This is a genomic window from Shewanella hanedai, from assembly GCF_007197645.1.
In the GTDB taxonomy this organism is placed as follows: Bacteria; Pseudomonadota; Gammaproteobacteria; order Enterobacterales; family Shewanellaceae; genus Shewanella; species Shewanella hanedai.
Map to the genome: position 1 here is coordinate 20,043 of NZ_VKGK01000034.1, position 16,065 is coordinate 36,107.

Annotated in this window: 13 protein-coding genes; 9 read left to right on the top strand and 4 right to left on the bottom strand. The window is 43.8% G+C overall.

Annotation, left to right across the window (positions count from 1 at the left end):
* Positions 1-12 precede the first annotated feature (12 nt).
* Positions 13-954, bottom strand: coding sequence for an NADP-dependent oxidoreductase (locus FN961_RS20925; protein WP_144042114.1), 942 nt, complete (start codon positions 952-954; stop codon positions 13-15).
* A 118-nt stretch (positions 955-1,072) separates the two neighbouring features.
* Between FN961_RS20925 and FN961_RS20930 the strand changes: the two genes are divergently transcribed.
* From FN961_RS20930 to FN961_RS20960, 8 genes are all read left to right on the top strand, one after another.
* The gene (locus tag FN961_RS20930; RefSeq protein WP_144042115.1) at positions 1,073-1,990 is read left to right on the top strand and encodes a LysR family transcriptional regulator; all 918 of its coding nucleotides are present in this window, start codon (positions 1,073-1,075) and stop codon (positions 1,988-1,990) included.
* A gap of 221 nt (positions 1,991-2,211) precedes the next feature.
* Positions 2,212-4,377, top strand: a complete 2,166-nt coding sequence (gene uvrD / locus FN961_RS20935; RefSeq protein WP_144042116.1) for a DNA helicase II — start codon at positions 2,212-2,214, stop codon at positions 4,375-4,377.
* Between the two features lie 125 nt (positions 4,378-4,502).
* Positions 4,503-5,363, top strand: a complete 861-nt coding sequence (gene ubiA / locus FN961_RS20940) for a 4-hydroxybenzoate octaprenyltransferase (RefSeq protein WP_144042117.1) — start codon at positions 4,503-4,505, stop codon at positions 5,361-5,363.
* A 176-nt stretch (positions 5,364-5,539) separates the two neighbouring features.
* The gene (locus FN961_RS20945) at positions 5,540-6,631 is read left to right on the top strand and encodes a hypothetical protein (RefSeq protein WP_144042118.1); all 1,092 of its coding nucleotides are present in this window, start codon (positions 5,540-5,542) and stop codon (positions 6,629-6,631) included.
* 166 nt (positions 6,632-6,797) lie between these two features.
* Entirely contained in the window at positions 6,798-7,787 is a 990-nt protein-coding gene (locus FN961_RS20950) for a DUF6929 family protein (RefSeq protein ID WP_144042119.1), read from the top strand.
* Positions 7,788-7,874: 87 nt separating this feature from the next.
* Positions 7,875-7,982 (top strand): arsenate reductase/protein-tyrosine-phosphatase family protein, encoded by a 108-nt coding sequence (locus tag FN961_RS26090; protein ID WP_229814764.1) that lies wholly within the window; start codon positions 7,875-7,877, stop codon positions 7,980-7,982.
* A 10-nt stretch (positions 7,983-7,992) separates the two neighbouring features.
* Entirely contained in the window at positions 7,993-8,172 is a 180-nt protein-coding gene (locus tag FN961_RS26095; RefSeq protein WP_229814763.1) for a hypothetical protein, read from the top strand.
* Between the two features lie 655 nt (positions 8,173-8,827).
* Positions 8,828-9,922 (top strand): trypsin-like serine peptidase, encoded by a 1,095-nt coding sequence (locus tag FN961_RS20960; protein ID WP_144042120.1) that lies wholly within the window; start codon positions 8,828-8,830, stop codon positions 9,920-9,922.
* Between the two features lie 171 nt (positions 9,923-10,093).
* Here the strand turns inward: FN961_RS20960 and FN961_RS20965 are convergent, their stop codons facing one another.
* Positions 10,094-11,041: a Dyp-type peroxidase gene (locus FN961_RS20965; protein WP_144042121.1), complete on the bottom strand. Its 948-nt coding sequence runs from the start codon at positions 11,039-11,041 to the stop codon at positions 10,094-10,096.
* A gap of 180 nt (positions 11,042-11,221) precedes the next feature.
* A complete protein-coding gene (locus FN961_RS20970) occupies positions 11,222-11,800 on the bottom strand; it encodes a nucleoside triphosphate pyrophosphohydrolase family protein (RefSeq protein ID WP_144042122.1) in 579 nt (192 codons plus the stop codon).
* An 821-nt stretch (positions 11,801-12,621) separates the two neighbouring features.
* Between FN961_RS20970 and nhaC the strand changes: the two genes are divergently transcribed.
* A complete protein-coding gene (gene nhaC / locus FN961_RS20975) occupies positions 12,622-14,169 on the top strand; it encodes a Na+/H+ antiporter NhaC (RefSeq protein ID WP_144042123.1) in 1,548 nt (515 codons plus the stop codon).
* 126 nt (positions 14,170-14,295) lie between these two features.
* Here nhaC and FN961_RS20980 read toward each other — a convergent pair whose 3' ends face one another.
* Complete coding sequence (locus FN961_RS20980; RefSeq protein WP_229814762.1) at positions 14,296-15,918, bottom strand: tetratricopeptide repeat protein; 1,623 nt, start codon at positions 15,916-15,918, stop codon at positions 14,296-14,298.
* Positions 15,919-16,065 lie beyond the last annotated feature (147 nt).

Consider the following 16,065-nt stretch of genomic DNA (forward strand, 5'->3'; position numbering starts at 1 on the left):
CCTTACCGTGATTTACGCTGAAACGCTGATGATGATTTTCCCTTGTGCGCGGCCTGTTTCACTGCGCTCATGAGCTTCTGCCACCTGATCTAATCTAAATTCGCTGTCGATATTGACCTTTAGCTGACCCGCATCGGCAAACTTAGCTAGCTTGGTTAATTGCTCGCTGTTTGGCTGTACAAAACAGAAGAACGCGCTGACACCATGTTGAGTTGCAATGGCTTCATCTGGATTTTGGGTAATAGAAACCAGACGTCCACCTTGCTTCAATGTTTTCCAGCTATTTGCTTGAGTATCACCCCCAATGGTGTCGAATACTACATCAATATCGGTTAACTCTGAGAAGTCTTCCTGACGATAATCGATGGCTTGATCTGCGCCTAAGCGCTTTACCAGCTCAGTGTTTCTTGAAGACGTGGTGGTATAAACATAAGCGCCACGCAGTTTTGCCAACTGGATGGCAAATTGGCCTACTGCACCAGAGCCTGCATGAATGAGCACTCGCTCGCCTGCTTGTAATTTTGCCAGTTCATAGAGTGACTGCCATGCCGTCAGTGCTGCCAATGGAACTCCAGCAGCTTCTTGCCAAGTCAGTGAGTTAGGTTTAAGCGCAACTTCATCAGATGTCACGGTCTGGTATTCTGCATAACTGCCGTTTTTGGCAATATTTGGTCGACTGTATACTGCGTCACCAATTTTGAAGTTAGAGACATTTTCACCTATGGCAGCAACTTCACCGGATACGTCCCAGCCCAAGGTTAATGGCAATGTATGATTAAGTAGTGGTTGCAAGTAGCCTTCTCGAATCTTCCAATCTACTGGATTCACAGAAGCGGATTTTACTTTGATCAGTATTTCATTTTCAGCAGGTGTTGGTATGGCAATGTCATTTAACATTAATACGTTGCGGCCACCAAATTCATTGATTTGTACTGCTTTCATTACGTTGCTCATGATGTCTCTTTTAACGTTTCATTCGGTAAGTTGAGCAAAGAATACACATAAATAGCTTGCTTGATTAGTCATAAAATAGGCACTATATTGATTCCAAAATGGAACCAATGGGCGTGTTATGGCACTTGAAAACGAAAATATGCAGGGATTGGTGCTGTTTTCTCATATAAACAGGCTAGGCAGTTTATCGGCTGCTGCGCGCTTAATGGGAATTAGCCGTTCATCGGTGAGTAAGCAATTAGCGGCGTTAGAAAAGAAAATCGGTTCAAGGTTATTTAATCGAACGACGCGTAAAATTGTGCTTACTGAGGTGGGTCGACAGATCCTTAAAGAGGCGCATAAGGTCGAATTGGCGCTTCAAACAATTGAACATATCAGTGAACATTCTCAGTCGAGAATCGCTGGAGATCTGAAAGTTTCGTGTGCCAGCGCACAGGGTCGGGTTCATCTCATTGGGTTAATCACTCGGTTTATTGCGCTTTACCCTCAAATCAATGTGAATTTGCAGCTGGAAGATCGGTTTGTCGATATGGTTGCCGAGAACATGGATATCTCTATTCGCGTTGGTTATTTGCCAGATTCAAGCTTGATCGCTCGCAAACTCGGTGACTTATCTGGTGTGCTTTGCGCCAGTCCGGAGTATTTAAGCAATGCACCCGTGTTAAAAACACCTTGTGATCTACTGCACCACCGTTGTTTGTTTTATCGCAACTCAAAGCTGGCGATGAACTCTTGGTCATTTATCAGTGAGGAAGGCGAAGAGACTGTGACGGTTTCTGGCCCATTGAGCATCAATGACCCCAGCGTATTGATATCAGCAGCACTTGCACATGCTGGCGTGTTACTTGTTGATAAAGGCTTGCTCGGTGACACCATGCGAGAAGGGAAGTTGGTACCAGTGCTGGAGGGCTATCAACCTCTTGTGAGTTTACCTATTTACATTGTTTATCCCGAAAGAGAATTGATCCCAGCAAAAACCAAAGCACTGGTCGATTTTTTATTGGAAGAGATGCCACATATGCTAAGAGGGGAATAGCGCTTTTTATTTCCATCTCCATATCTCGCGTTTTTGCACGAATGCCGTGCAGCGAAGCGCTTTGTAGTGAGCATGAGTGGCGATACTAATCAGTGTAAGATTCTGAATCTGTGGCGGAGTCAAGATAGCGGGACAATTTATCCTCTCTTACTATTTTCTCCTTTTTAGGTTCTAGGTTGCTCTTCCTGCTATACTGTTTCCTCGATTTTTTGGAGGCAATAATGGACGTATCATCTTTACTCGACGGCCTGAATGATAAACAACGCGAGGCCGTAAGTGCACCGCAATCCAGTATGTTGGTATTGGCGGGCGCTGGCAGTGGTAAGACTCGGGTATTGACCCACAGAATTGCCTGGCTGATGCAAGAGGAACAGCAAAGTCCTTACTCTATTATTGCAGTAACCTTTACTAATAAAGCCGCCGCTGAAATGCGTGAGCGCGTAGAAAAGGTCAGCGGTAGCAATATGAGTCGCATGTGGATCGGTACTTTCCACGGTTTGGCTCATCGTCTTCTGCGTACTCACTATCAAGATGTGAACCTGCCTCAAACATTTCAAATCATCGATTCTGACGATCAGCTAAGGCTGATCAAACGCATTCTAAAAAGCCTTCATCTTGATGAGAAGCAGTATCCGCCTCGTCAGGCTCAAGGTTATATCAATGGTAAGAAAGATCAGGGATTACGTCCTAAGCATATTGATGCTGGTGGTTTCCCGATTGAGCAAACTCTGCTGCAAATTTATCAGGTTTACCAAGAGTCATGCGATCGCGCAGGGCTGGTGGACTTTGCTGAGATCTTACTGCGTGCCCATGAACTTTGGCTGAATAAGCCTCATGTGCTTAAGCATTACCAAGACAGATTTAAAAACATCTTGGTGGACGAGTTCCAGGATACCAACGCGATTCAGTATGCTTGGATCCGCATGTTAGCTGGTGATAACGCTAATGTGATGATTGTTGGTGACGACGATCAGTCAATCTATGGCTGGCGTGGTGCTCAAGTTGAGAATCTACACAAATTCCTCGAAGACTTCCCTAAAGCAGAGACGATTCGATTAGAGCAAAATTATCGTTCGACTGGCCATATCCTAAAGGCATCGAATGCGGTCATCGCGAATAACCCTGAACGCTTGGGTAAGAAGCTATGGACTGAAGATAAAGATGGCGAGCAAATCTCCATTTACTGTGCATTCAACGAAATGGATGAAGCACGCTTTATTGTTGGCCGTATTAATGACTGGCACGACATGGGCGGCGACCTCAGTAAGTGTGCGATTTTGTACCGCTCTAATGCACAATCTCGTGTATTGGAGGAGGCGCTGCTGCATAAGGGATTAGCTTACCGTATCTATGGTGGTTTGCGTTTCTTCGATCGCCAAGAGATTAAAGATGCAATGAGCTATATGCGTCTTATCAATAACAAAGATGATGATGCCGCATTTGAGCGTGTAGTTAACACGCCTCCTCGTGGTATTGGCGGACGTACGTTAGATATTCTCCGTTCAACGGCGCGTCAACAAGAGCTGACTTTGTGGCAGACTTGTGTGCGAGCGATTGAAGAGAAGTTACTTAGCGGCCGTGCGGCAAATGCAGTAAATGGCTTTTTGGATCTGATTGTTGAGATGCAGCAAGACACGGCAGAGATGAGCTTACATAACACCACAGATCATGTGATCCGTGTGTCTGGGCTCAAAGTGATGTACGAAACTGAAAAAGGCGAGAAGGCACGTTCACGTGTTGAAAACCTTGATGAGCTAGTTACAGCCGCGCGCACCTTTATCTTGCCTGAAGAGAGTGAAGATATGGGCGAGCTGAATGCCTTCTTATCTCATGCGGCATTAGAGGCTGGCGAAGGTCAAGCAGATGCATTTACCGATGCTGTGCAGCTAATGACCTTACATTCAGCCAAAGGACTTGAGTTCCCAGTGGTCTTTATGTCTGGTGTTGAAGAGGGGTTATTCCCGAGCCAAATGGCGATGGATGAGGGCGACAGACTCGATGAAGAACGCCGCCTTTGCTATGTGGGCATGACACGTGCGATGGAAAAGCTCTACATCACTTACGCAGAAACTCGTCGTATCTATGGCCGTGAAAATTTTGCCAGTCCATCACGCTTTATCAAGGAGATCCCGACAGAACATGCTGAGGAGATCCGCTTAAAAACGCAAGTGAAAGCACCGGCGCGAGTTAAACCAGCAATGGCGAGAACCACGGTGGTTAACGACTCAGGCTTTAAGCTAGGCCAAGGTGTTAAGCACCCTAAATTTGGTGAGGGTAAAGTTACCGGCACCGAAGGAAGTGGTGCTCAGGGCAGAGTACAAGTTAACTTTGCAGATGTAGGCAGTAAGTGGTTAGTTGTTGCCTATGCAAAACTTGAAACCTGCTAGGAGTGTTTTGGCTGCCTACTTCAGTGTTGAATTAGTTTGCCAAAAAACACTCCAAATAGATCAACCTCTTATATTGATTGGTATTAGAAAGTTTAAAGGCCAAAGAGATTTTTAGGAGAGCCTAGATGAATGTGAAGGATAAAGTAGAGGTCTATTTACGTTTGGCGCGAATGGATCGCCCCATTGGGACTTTGCTGTTGATGTGGCCCTGTTTGATGGCACTGGTGCTGGCCGCTGGTGGCATGCCGGACTTGAAGGTATTAGTGATCTTTATTCTCGGTGTAGTGGTGATGCGCGGCTGTGGCTGTATCATTAACGACTATGCTGATCGTAATTTAGATGCCCATGTTGAGCGTACTAAATCTCGTCCATTAGCGAGTGGAGAGGTGTCAGTCAAAGAGGCGTTAATGCTTTTTGTGGTGATGGGACTGCTGGCATTTGGGCTAGTGTTGATGCTGAATCCTTTGGTGGTACAGCTCTCCTTTGTGGGGATAATACTGACCATTATCTACCCCTTCACTAAGCGCTTCACGAATATGCCGCAGATGTTTCTTGGTGTCGTGTGGAGCTGGTCTATTCCGATGGCCTATGCAGCACAAACCGGTGAAGTGCCGGCAGAAGCTTGGTGGTTATTTGCTGCCAACTGGTGCTGGACAGTCGCTTACGACACTATGTACGCCATGGTCGACAGAGATGATGACCTCAAAGTTGGGATTAAATCGACTGCAATTCTTTTTGGCAAATATGATCGCCAGATCATTGCGCTATTTCAGTTTGCTGCACTCGGATGCTTCATCACTGCGGGCTGGGCTGCCGACCGTGGTCTGGTTTACGCTCTGGGCATTATTACCTTTATCGGTTTCAGTTTATATCAACAGAAACTTATCTATGGTCGTGAACGTGCTCCCTGCTTTAAAGCCTTTCTCAATAACAACTGGGCGGGCTTGAGTCTGTTTATCGCCCTTGGTGTTGATTACATTATCTAGTCTTTAGCGCTGTAAAGGATGTTGAGCTGGTTTGCTCAATATCCTTCTATCTCTCCTTTCTCTTCCTCTTCTTTTTCTGCATTTCCAAGTCGCTTGGCTATATATACCTAGCTAGCGAATACAATTCATGTCAATTGCTATAACATAGTCTCAACATGTATTCGCAAGGAGCCTTTATGAGGCGTAGCGTAAAGTTCAGGCTTATCTTTTTAATGAGTGCCATAGCAAGTTATTGGCTAGGCTTTCAATTTCTTCCCCAGAATTTAGAAACAGACAACAGCAAGCATCTGCTGATTGGTTTCTCAGTGCTCTATTTTGTCCTACTTCCTCTTCTCTACTGGTTTTGCATCATCAAGGTGGGTGAACAAAAGCTATGGAAAATGCTGCTCATATTTAGCCTGAGTAGTCTGATGGCCCGGCTTAGCTTTCCGGTTGAAGTGGCGTCTTATTTCGAGTTTATCGCCTGGATGCGCTACCCAATTATCGCGGTGTTACTGGTCATTCAGCTGTTCTTGATGGTCAGTATTGTCAAGGGGTTATGGCAAGCACGTAGTTTGTCCGGCGACCCTAGAGTGCATATTCTCGATACGTTTCAAGAGCAGGATGATAAAAAGCGTTCACTGGCATTAGTGATGGCATCTGAACCTGCCAGTTGGTATTACGCCATTCCTTATCTGTCGCGTAACCATACGGCTGCTATTACTGCTCTACGGTTACGTTCTGCCTCCATTTGGATTTGGCTTTTGATGATAGTATCAACCCTTGTATCTGCGGGTTTAGCTTACTATTTTATTGAGCCTTGGAGTGAAATCGTCGCAATTATTGTGTCGAGTATTATTAGTTATAGCTTGGTGATGGTTACTGCTAACTATCGAATTTCGAAAAACTACTCACTGTATCGTCATCAAGATAAGCTGATTATTAACAACAGTGTTTGGGGTTTTATATCGATTAAATTTGCCGATATAGCGGATGTTGAACTCGGTGAATACAATAGAAAAGAAGACAAAGAGGGCCTACACCTAGGTTATGGTGATACTAGCAATATCAAATTGACCTTTACTCAACCGATGACATATTTTGGCGGTTTAGGCCAGCTGACCGAGCAGGTCGATATGATTGATATGCAGGTATCGGAGCCTCAGCTCGTGCTTGAGTGTATTCAAGCATATCAAGCGAGTGATGCTGAGCATTCCAGCTCAGAGACGCTATCTGACTGTGAGTCCGCTGACATGCCTGTTCAACTAGATTCAAGTCCCCAAGCATGAAGGCATTGATTTCTTGCTTTGTATTGAAGCGTTACAGAATCTAAATCTATTTTCATATCACCGACACCTTATAAATACCTAAGGCGAGTATAATGTCCCCTGGATTTTTAAGGTGCTGTGATCACGGTTATAGTGCCTATGTGTTACCTATTTTGTCGGGGGACAAATGAAATATTTTCAAATTAGCTTAATATCTATGATGGTGACCGCCTTTGGTGCCAATGCTGCGGGAATGAACATGGAGGTGAGTCAGCCATATACCAATACTCATCTCTCATCAGGTTCAGGTGCTGTGGTAAACGATGGCAATATTCTGGTGGTTGGTGATGACATGGAGTGGTTATTTTCGGTTGATAAAGATTATCAGATCGTTGATCGATACTCTTTGTCTGCAAGTAAAACGCCTGCAGAAGGGCGGATGAAGAAGAAAATCAAACCTGACTTCGAATCTATGACCAAGCTTAAATACCAAGGTCAGGAATGCTATTTGGTATTGGGTTCTGGTAGCAAAAAAGGTAAGCGTGAGAAGGCGATATTGATGGCTGCTGGCGATCACAGTAAGCAAATATTGTCCTTGAGTCCTTTATACCAATCCTTATACGACGCCTCAGGTATGTCAGGTATGTCAGGTAAGCAAAAACTGAATATCGAAGGTGTAGCAAGCAGCGATGATATGGCTTATCTGTTCAATCGGGGTAACGAAGGAAAGAATATCGTCTTTTCTATAAAGTTAGATCAGATGATGGACTTCATCAGTGGCAAGAGTGACAGCTTAACTTCACTTAGCGCCGTTGATATTGAACTGCCCTCTATTAAGGGTTTTGATGCGACCCTTTCTGGTGCAGATTTCTGGCCAGAAGCCAACAGCATAGTATATTCAGCTTCAGTTGAAGGCACTGACACTGCAGTGGGAGACGGTAAAGTACTTGGAAGTTTCATTGGTGTATTACCTGCCGATAAACTGACAGGGAATATCAAGGTGCTGGATCTGACTCAGAGCGCACAACAGCTGACTCATAATGGCCAAGCTGTTATCACCAAGGTTGAGTCTGTCGCCATCGACACGTCCAATCAACACGGTGTACAGGGGTATCTTGTCAGTGATAACGATGATGGCACAAGCCAGTTCTTCAGTTTCACAATAAAGGCTGATTAACACTTTCTAATTTGATTTAGCTTATTTGGTTTTTCTGGTTATTTCTAGGTTAATTTTGACTTTTACAACTTTGTTTTTGGAGAATGAATGAAAAAAGTATTGTTTCTATGCAGTAAGAATAGACTGAGGAGTCCAACGGCTGAAGCTATCTTTAGCCATGTTGAAGGCTGGGAGGTGTATTCGGCTGGTATCTAACGATGCGGAGGTGCATGTCAGTGTCGAAGATATACAGTGGGCTGATTATATCTTTGTCATGGAGAAGGCTCATAAAAAGAAGTTGAGCAGTAAGTTCGCTAGGGTTATTAGAGATCAAAAAGTCATCTCGTTGGATATTCCAGATGATTACGAATTTATGGATGACAGGCTGATTGAGATACTGCAATAAAAGGTGCCAGATCTCGTCAAGTAACCTGCATAGTACCTATGCCTGCTCTTGAGCCAATGGGGGTTGAGTGATTGAATTCATCTCAGTGAAACTTCCTTTTTAATCAAATTTATAGATAGCGACACTATATTTTCATCATGTTTTTAATTAGACAGCATTTAGTTGGTTAGTCTAATTTATTTTATTAAAATATTAAGTTGTAAAGTCGATAAATAGAAGTATTTATCTTTGTTATATTATTATCATAAAGTAATACATTTGATTTTATTGTCGAACAGTAGCATCTGATAATTATAATTTTGGCAAGTGATTAATAATAAATATAATAACATTTAGATGGTTTTTTCATTATTAATTTAAGCTTCTATTGTGTTTTATTTAATCGTTGCGAAAGTTTCTAGGTAACAATACTAGCAGTAAATTAATTGTTAATGATAAAAGGATAAAATTAGTGCTTAACATTATTGTTGAGAATTAATCATCATTATTCAATTAAATGTTTGTTTCTATGTGACTTTGGTTTGGTTGTGGTATTGATAAGATGAAATTATGTTAGTGATAACTAACCATTATATAATACTCGTTTATATCCTGAATATACAACTAAACCAATAAAATGCAACTGATTATTAATTAACTTAGAAGGAAGCTAGGTATGAAGTTTAATCATAAAGTAATAATCTTTAGTTGTGCAGGAATATATATGCCTCTGTTGTTTGGTTCTGGAATGGCGAGTGCAGATACATCCTTAGTGAATACATCTTTAATCAATAAATCGGAGGTCATGGAAGTATCAGCACCCAAAAATGTCGGTGCTTTAATTAACAAGCAGTTAAACATGGATCAGGCTACGCCAATGGAATGGCCTGAATATGTTGATACCAAAGGGGCTCATGAAGAGAGTATCTCTGTTGGTTCAGGTTTTGGGGACAGTCAACTGGCACCCACGGGAGCCAATGATGATGCCAAAGCTCTCTACCCTGAAGCTTGGCAAGCCTTGGAAGATATGATAATTACTGAGGAATACACTACCAGTGATTATGATGCTAAATCTTCTGCCAAACCTGATCTGTATACAGGTTATCCGGCAAATAAATACTCACAATCTTGGAAATATCACCCATGGAGAACCATGGGGAAGCTCTATTTCAATACCCCTAGTGGTGGAAGTAGCTATTGCAGTGCGTCAATGTTGAAAAATAACGTACTGGTGACAGCTGCTCACTGTGTGTATAGCCGTGGAAGTGGTTGGCATTCTAATTTGGTATTTGCGCCGGGAGAAAGATACGGCAATAAACCTTATGGCCAATATAATTGGGGCGGAGCGATTGTTCTAACTAACTGGATTAATGTCGGCAGTCGCCAATATGATCTCGCGTTAGTGCGGTTAAGTGGTAACCCTAATGGTATGGTCGGCAATCTGGGATATGCTTATGGGCAAGCTTTCGAGCAAAGCTTATTTTCATTTGGTTACCCAGGTAATTTGGGCTCAGGCCAATACAGTAATACTTGTGCTGCTGAGTCATTTAAAGATGATACTGACGCAATTGGTATGGGCTGTAATATGACTTATGGTGCCAGTGGTGGGCCTTGGGTTAGATCGTGGTCTCCATATGTATCAGGCGGAAACCAGGTTAACTCTGTGGTCAGTGGGCCATCCAGAAGAGGCACTTTTGGTAAGAGTATTGTTGGTCCACGATTTACCAGCAATAACTTCAAAGTACTTTGTACTAGCTATGGTTGCCTGTAAGTTGATTGTTTGAAAATGCTCAAGTAAGAATAATGTCAGGGTGTTTTTTTGCTGGCATTACGGGGTTACGAGAAACGCATGATTAACCATGTTTGTGTTTTTACTTGTAACCCCGAATTGGTATGAAGATACATGCAGAGGTTTTACTCCGCATGCAGATTCAGACAAGAATTAATCTGTGAACAGTGCTAGAAAAGTCTTTGACGGCATAAAATAAAGCCCGCCAGTTTGTGCATCCACAAAGTCTAATAAACGGTCATAATCGCCATTTTCATCGGCATAGATCATCTGTGTCAGTGACGTTTTGATGATTTCAGGCGTAGAGGCAAACCCGACAAAAAATGTGCCGTGCTCTTTGGCATTACCCCAAGGACGATTCTGTCTAAGCATTTTGATTTCAACGTCATCAATTTCTACTTTACTCTTGGCATTGTGTGCCCAAGCAGGTTTAACATCATCATCGAGTTCAATATTGTCCATTTTAGTTCGGCCAATAACTTGCTCTTGGTATTCGGTGTGCTGTGCTTCCCACTTATCGAGGTGATCGACATAACGTTGCACAGTGAGGTAGCTGCCGCCTTGGTGGATATCGATATCTTCACAAACTAATACTGCTTCAACACGCTCGTCACCGACAGGGTTCTCAGTGCCATCAACAAAATCAATCATGTCGCGGTTATCGAGATACTTATACCCTTGAATATCTTCAATCAGTTCAGCAATAGCAGCAAGGTCTCGAACGATAAGTTTCGCCGCTTGAAAATTGAGATCCATGCGATTGGATTTGATCATGAAAAAGATATCGCCAGGTGTGGCAGGGAAACTTCTCTTCCCATCTTGCATCGGCGTGAACGGTTGTAGTTGTGCTGGGATAGCTGTGTCAGGAAACAGCGGTGCCCATGCATTGGCAGAGAAACCTACGCTAATGGAAAGGTCGGCGTCGAGATCTTTTTGATTGATGGATTTGGTGATGACATCAAGCTTAGCGAGCGCGGCGCCTATGTGTTCGCTGGGTGAAGGGCTTTTATCTGTCCCAGAGAGCACAAAGGTCATGTATTCGGCGTGTACGGTAGGGTTGGATAACACACCTGCTTGCGCCAAGTTACTTAAAGCTGTCATTGTCTGCTCCTGTAGAAGAAAATAAGGTAAAGCTGATTTTTAACCATCATATTATATCTGGTTTAATCAGGTTGTGATATTTAATAACTATTGGGTCAGAGTTGGAATAATCGCGATTAAATATCTTTAATAAACAAAAAAGCACTTCAATCGAAGTGCCTTCCAGTCTTTTCAAAAACGTTAGTTTTTAACGAGCTTAGCTAGATCTGCTGGGCGGTAATATACCGACTTGAGTACTTTGCCTTGGCGAACCACTTTACCAGCCATGTCGACGTCTTTAGCGCATTTGGCGATGATAAATTCACCCTTCTGGCTACCGACAATCTCGACGCCTTGCTTGGCATAAAACTCGATGGTTTCAGCGAGCTCTTTCTCATTGCGACAGACCTTACTCATGTTGCTTGAGTGGACTTCATCCCAACAAGTTAAAAAGTCTATTTCACGATTTTTAGCGACATTTAGCAGAAGATCGATGACATAGCTGATTTCAATACGATCATTAACCTGTGAAGCGCCAAGGTGAACCAAACGGCCCATCAGTACATAAACAGAATCGACAATGGCATCTGCTTGTTCGATACGCGTGTCGGCTTCAGCAAGCTCGGTTAACTCTTCAATCGCAAGTGACGTATGCAATGTGTCAGCTTTATCATCCAATGTCGTTTCATCTTCGCTGGGCAGATCGAAAGTCGAGCGGAATTGAAGTATGTCACGGTAAAGGTGATCGTAAAGTGACTGAGTCAGTGCAGTTAGTTTCATGAGTAGACCTTGAGGTTTTAGCTTATGTTCGAATAATTGAATTGCGGTAATTCTAATTTAATGGGGCTGTAAAAGAAACTTATGCGGCTAAGTTATCGAGATTAGATGTTAAACGTTTACTTACTACCAAGGGCGTCAACGATTAATTGAAATACCGTATTGATAACGCCATTAGTGACATCTTGTGAGCTAGTTTGCTCATCTCTGTTCGAAGGGTGGGTATCGGCCTGTCTTTGCTCCGTTGCTTCTCTGGTTGCCTGACCGAACACTGTGGCGGAGTTGGCTACTTTTGTACTTGAGCATGCGCTCAATTACAGGGTTAGCAGGGTTATTACTAATATTTTATAGCGGTTATCCATCTCGTTAAATCCACCTAAAAAGTCATTCCTGAGAATAAAATATACCGTAATAGCTGCGGTTGCAACGAACCGATATTCGCGGTGCTCAATAGCGTTAACTTTTGCTCATTTATTTAACAACGAATTGAAAATTAGCTTTCAGTGATGTTCATCTCACCCAAACCGAAATATTTTACACGATACCCACTACAAACTTTATCTCTGATTAGTGAATAATTAGCCGCCTTTTGGACTCAATATTGAATTTATAGTCTGCAATGGCATCTTGACTGCTTCTGTTGGTATTTTCCTCCTGTCATCGCCTGTAGACGCACTTGTTAACTTTATGTAAGGATGATCGACTGTGACGCAATTGAAAAGCCATCGATGAATGGTATTTGTGCTGCTAAATAACCTGAAATCGGGATAAGCGATGAATCATCCTTCGTCAGGTTAAATAAGAACAATAACAAGGAAAATGCGATGACCTCAGAAACTGATCCTCAGCAATCAGCACCTCATCCGCAACAAGACTCGAATTCTACTCAAGGCCCTAATGGTCCTGAGACAAAGCATAAGCAACCTAGCTTATTAGATGCCCTGCTCCCCATTATTGCCCTCGTGGTGATGCTGACTGGCGCCGTTTATCTCTTCTCTTCAGACAGCTCATCGGGCGCTAATCAGATCGCGCTAATCATGGCGGCCTGCGTTGCGTTGATCGTTGGCGTGAAAAATGGTTACACCTGGAAAGAGATGGAGGAGGGGATTGTTTTCAGTGTCTCCATGGCCACGGGGGCGCTGCTAATACTCTTTACGGTCGGTTCTTTGATTGGTACTTGGATACTGTCGGGCACCGTACCTACGATGATTTACTATGGCATGAAGATCTTAAACCCTGAATATTTCTACGCGGCGTCATGTCTATTATGTGCCGTGGTTGCTATCAGTATTGGCAGTTCATGGACGGTTGCGGGCACCTTAGGTATCGCACTTATTGGTGTGGCTGGTGCCATGGGACTGAATGTTGAAATTACCGCGGGTGCGATTATTAGTGGGGCGTATTTTGGCGATAAAATGTCGCCGATGTCTGATACTACTAACCTAGCCCCAGCTGTTGCCGGAACCGATCTGTTTAGCCATATACGACACATGGCATGGACGACTACGCCGAGTATTATTATCGCACTGATTGGATTTCTACTCTTGGGCTTTAATACTGAAATCCCTGCAACGGGTGCTGAATTAGCTAAAACTATGGCCGTGCTGCAGACTCAGTTTTCACCTGGAGTACATCTGCTCATCCCTTTGTTGGTGGTACTGGTTTTAGCGTATAAAAAGATGCCAGCTTTTCCTACTGTGATTGTCGGAACGTTGGCTGGCGCTGTTTGTGCTGCTTTGTTCCAGTTTGATAATGTGATCAAGTTTGTTGGCGATCCGAGTCTGCTACCTTCAGTCGCGTTAATCAAAGGGATCTGGATTGCCATGTTTGATGGTTATACCGCCAACACGGGTAATGCGATGATCGACAGCTTGTTAAGCCGAGGTGGCATGGGCAGCATGATCAATACCGTATGGTTGATTCTATGTGCCATGGCATTTGGTGGTGTGATGGAGCGAACAGGCTTACTGCAGCGAATTTTACAGAGCATGTTGGTGTTTGTGAAATCCAGCAGCAGCTTGATTTTGACCACCCTTGTTAGTTGTATTGGTGCTAACTTGATCACCGCAGATCAGTTTATTGCCATCATTTTACCGGGCCGGATGCTCAAGGTTGAATACAACAAATATGGGTTAGCACCGGTGAACCTAAGCCGTGCATTAGAAGATTCTGCCACTATTACCAGCCCGCTAGTGCCTTGGAATACCTGTGGTGCATATATGGCCAGTACCTTAGGCGTTGCGACGATTGCGTATCTACCTTATGCCTTTTTTAATCTGGTTTGTCCGCTAATTAGTGCAAGCTACGCGTATTTTGACTTCAAAATACTCAAGCTGGAAGATATGGATGACGCTGAATTAGCAACGAGCTAAATACCAGTTCGATTAGACCGTCATTGGCAGCAATGATGGTCTAACGATTTATTGAATATTACAACTTTCCCCTTATGCAGAACTCACTTCAAAAACTCACTTTCTTCATAGCGATACAGATAGATATCACTGTTGCTGTGCTCTTTGGTTATCCATCTCATCAATGAGCTGCACAAAGCTGGCTTCTAGTTTTAGTGCATTAAAGTTTGGATCTAGCACGACGAGATTTTTTTCCAGTAAGCCCTGATTGATCGCTTGGATAAGGTAGCGGTAACTCTTGCTGTGTTCACTGTTTTTGGCGTAGATTTGCGCTAATGCCAAACTGTCACTGGCTCTGTCTGAGCCTTGTGCCAATTCATGTTTAAACTTGGTCTCAAGATGAGCCAGTTGTTCGTCTGAATGCTCACTACTGGCGAGATAATAGAGTAGCTCACCTTTGATTCTCACTTGACGGTTATCAGATTGGATCAGTTTATCTGTCAATGTCCTTGCCTGTTCTAGCTCCCCCAGATAGAGATGTGTTCTTGCCAGTCCTTCAACGAATGCAAGTTGCCCTGGGTAGCGTGTGAGCAAGTTCTGATAATGGGTCTTAGCTTGGGAGAACAGGCCTTGTTGCAATAAGCTGGCACCTTGAGTGTTATTGGCCAGTAGTGAGTCAGGTTGCAGTTTCAGTGCTTTGTTTAGCCAATTATCTGCCTTGGTATATTGGCCAAGGGCAAATAAGATCTGTGCCTTATGTAGCATGCTGACACTATTACTTGGATTGGCATCCAGAGCCTTGTCTATCCAGTGAAGCGCTTGCTTAAGTTGGCCCATCTCTCGGTAAATAAAACCTAAATTAGACATGGCTTCGTTGTAGTTAACCCGCTTCTGTACCGCTTTTAAGTTTGCTGATATCGCCTTCGTTAACCAGCCACGATTGTAATAAGCCAATCCCAGTGATTTATACCCCTGAGCAAGGTTGGGATCTAACGCGATCGCTTTATAGGCGGCATCGATCGCAAGTTGCTGCCATTTGGCTGGACCATTGAATTGAAATACCCCCTGACTATAAGCATCCGATAATCCTGCGTAGGCTTTGGCCATATTGGGATTGATCTCTATGGCGGAGTTAAAGAGTTCAATGGCGAGTTTGTTATCTTCAGCTCGATATCGGTGGTAGTAATCTAGGCCATTTTCATAGAGTACATTATCAAATCCACTGCTGATTTTTGCTGCCAAGGTTTCCGATATCGAAGTGGGTATTGTGTGGGTCGAAGAGTAGAGAATAGCGATACAAGTCAGCACGCTAAGGATACAAGCCAAGCTGAGCGAGGTGATCTTCCAATAGAGCGGGTAGCTGCTGCCATTTGCGGGTGAAACATGGGTATCGGTTGCCAGATCAAGCCTAATGGACAGGCTGGGATCTGGGATCGCGGTGACTTCGACATGTGGCAAGAGACGATAACCTCGCCCGCGAATGGCTTCAATGTAGGTGGGTGAGGCGGCGTTGTCATCCAATACTCGACGAAGGAGCTTTACCCGCTGTTTAAGGGTTTCATCTCCAACGACGATCTCCGGCCAGATCTGTTCGATCAAGGCTTGCTGGCTCACGATCCCTGGCGCCGAGTGGCATAACACGCACAGCAGGCGATAGCTGAGCCAAGGCAGTTTGACCTCATGGGTTTGGAGACGAACTAACGTACCCAGTTGGGTATTGAGCTCGAGATCGGCAAATTGGTAGCGGTAATTGATAGCTGCCTCCTGCATCCACTATTTGTTGTTTTTATCTACGATTGCATCTGTTAACCCTCACTTTACCTCGCCTTCACCAAACTTCAACAGCTTTCACCAATCTTCACCAACTCTTACTGAAGCTTTCACCTTAGCTTCAAGCACGCCAAGAGAGTGGGGTAT

Bases quoted from the DNA above. Each gene is read 5' to 3' on its own strand.
- FN961_RS20925 (WP_144042114.1), bottom strand. From the start codon at position 954: ATGAGCAACGTAATGAAAGCAGTACAAATCAATGAATTTGGTGGCCGC.
- FN961_RS20930 (WP_144042115.1), top strand. From the start codon at position 1,073: ATGGCACTTGAAAACGAAAATATGCAGGGATTGGTGCTGTTTTCTCAT.
- uvrD (WP_144042116.1), top strand. From the start codon at position 2,212: ATGGACGTATCATCTTTACTCGACGGCCTGAATGATAAACAACGCGAG.
- ubiA (WP_144042117.1), top strand. From the start codon at position 4,503: ATGAATGTGAAGGATAAAGTAGAGGTCTATTTACGTTTGGCGCGAATG.
- FN961_RS20945 (WP_144042118.1), top strand. From the start codon at position 5,540: ATGAGGCGTAGCGTAAAGTTCAGGCTTATCTTTTTAATGAGTGCCATA.
- FN961_RS20950 (WP_144042119.1), top strand. From the start codon at position 6,798: ATGAAATATTTTCAAATTAGCTTAATATCTATGATGGTGACCGCCTTT.
- FN961_RS26090 (WP_229814764.1), top strand. From the start codon at position 7,875: ATGAAAAAAGTATTGTTTCTATGCAGTAAGAATAGACTGAGGAGTCCA.
- FN961_RS20960 (WP_144042120.1), top strand. From the start codon at position 8,828: ATGAAGTTTAATCATAAAGTAATAATCTTTAGTTGTGCAGGAATATAT.
- FN961_RS20965 (WP_144042121.1), bottom strand. From the start codon at position 11,041: ATGACAGCTTTAAGTAACTTGGCGCAAGCAGGTGTGTTATCCAACCCT.
- FN961_RS20970 (WP_144042122.1), bottom strand. From the start codon at position 11,800: ATGAAACTAACTGCACTGACTCAGTCACTTTACGATCACCTTTACCGT.
- nhaC (WP_144042123.1), top strand. From the start codon at position 12,622: ATGACCTCAGAAACTGATCCTCAGCAATCAGCACCTCATCCGCAACAA.
- FN961_RS20980 (WP_229814762.1), bottom strand. From the start codon at position 15,918: ATGCAGGAGGCAGCTATCAATTACCGCTACCAATTTGCCGATCTCGAG.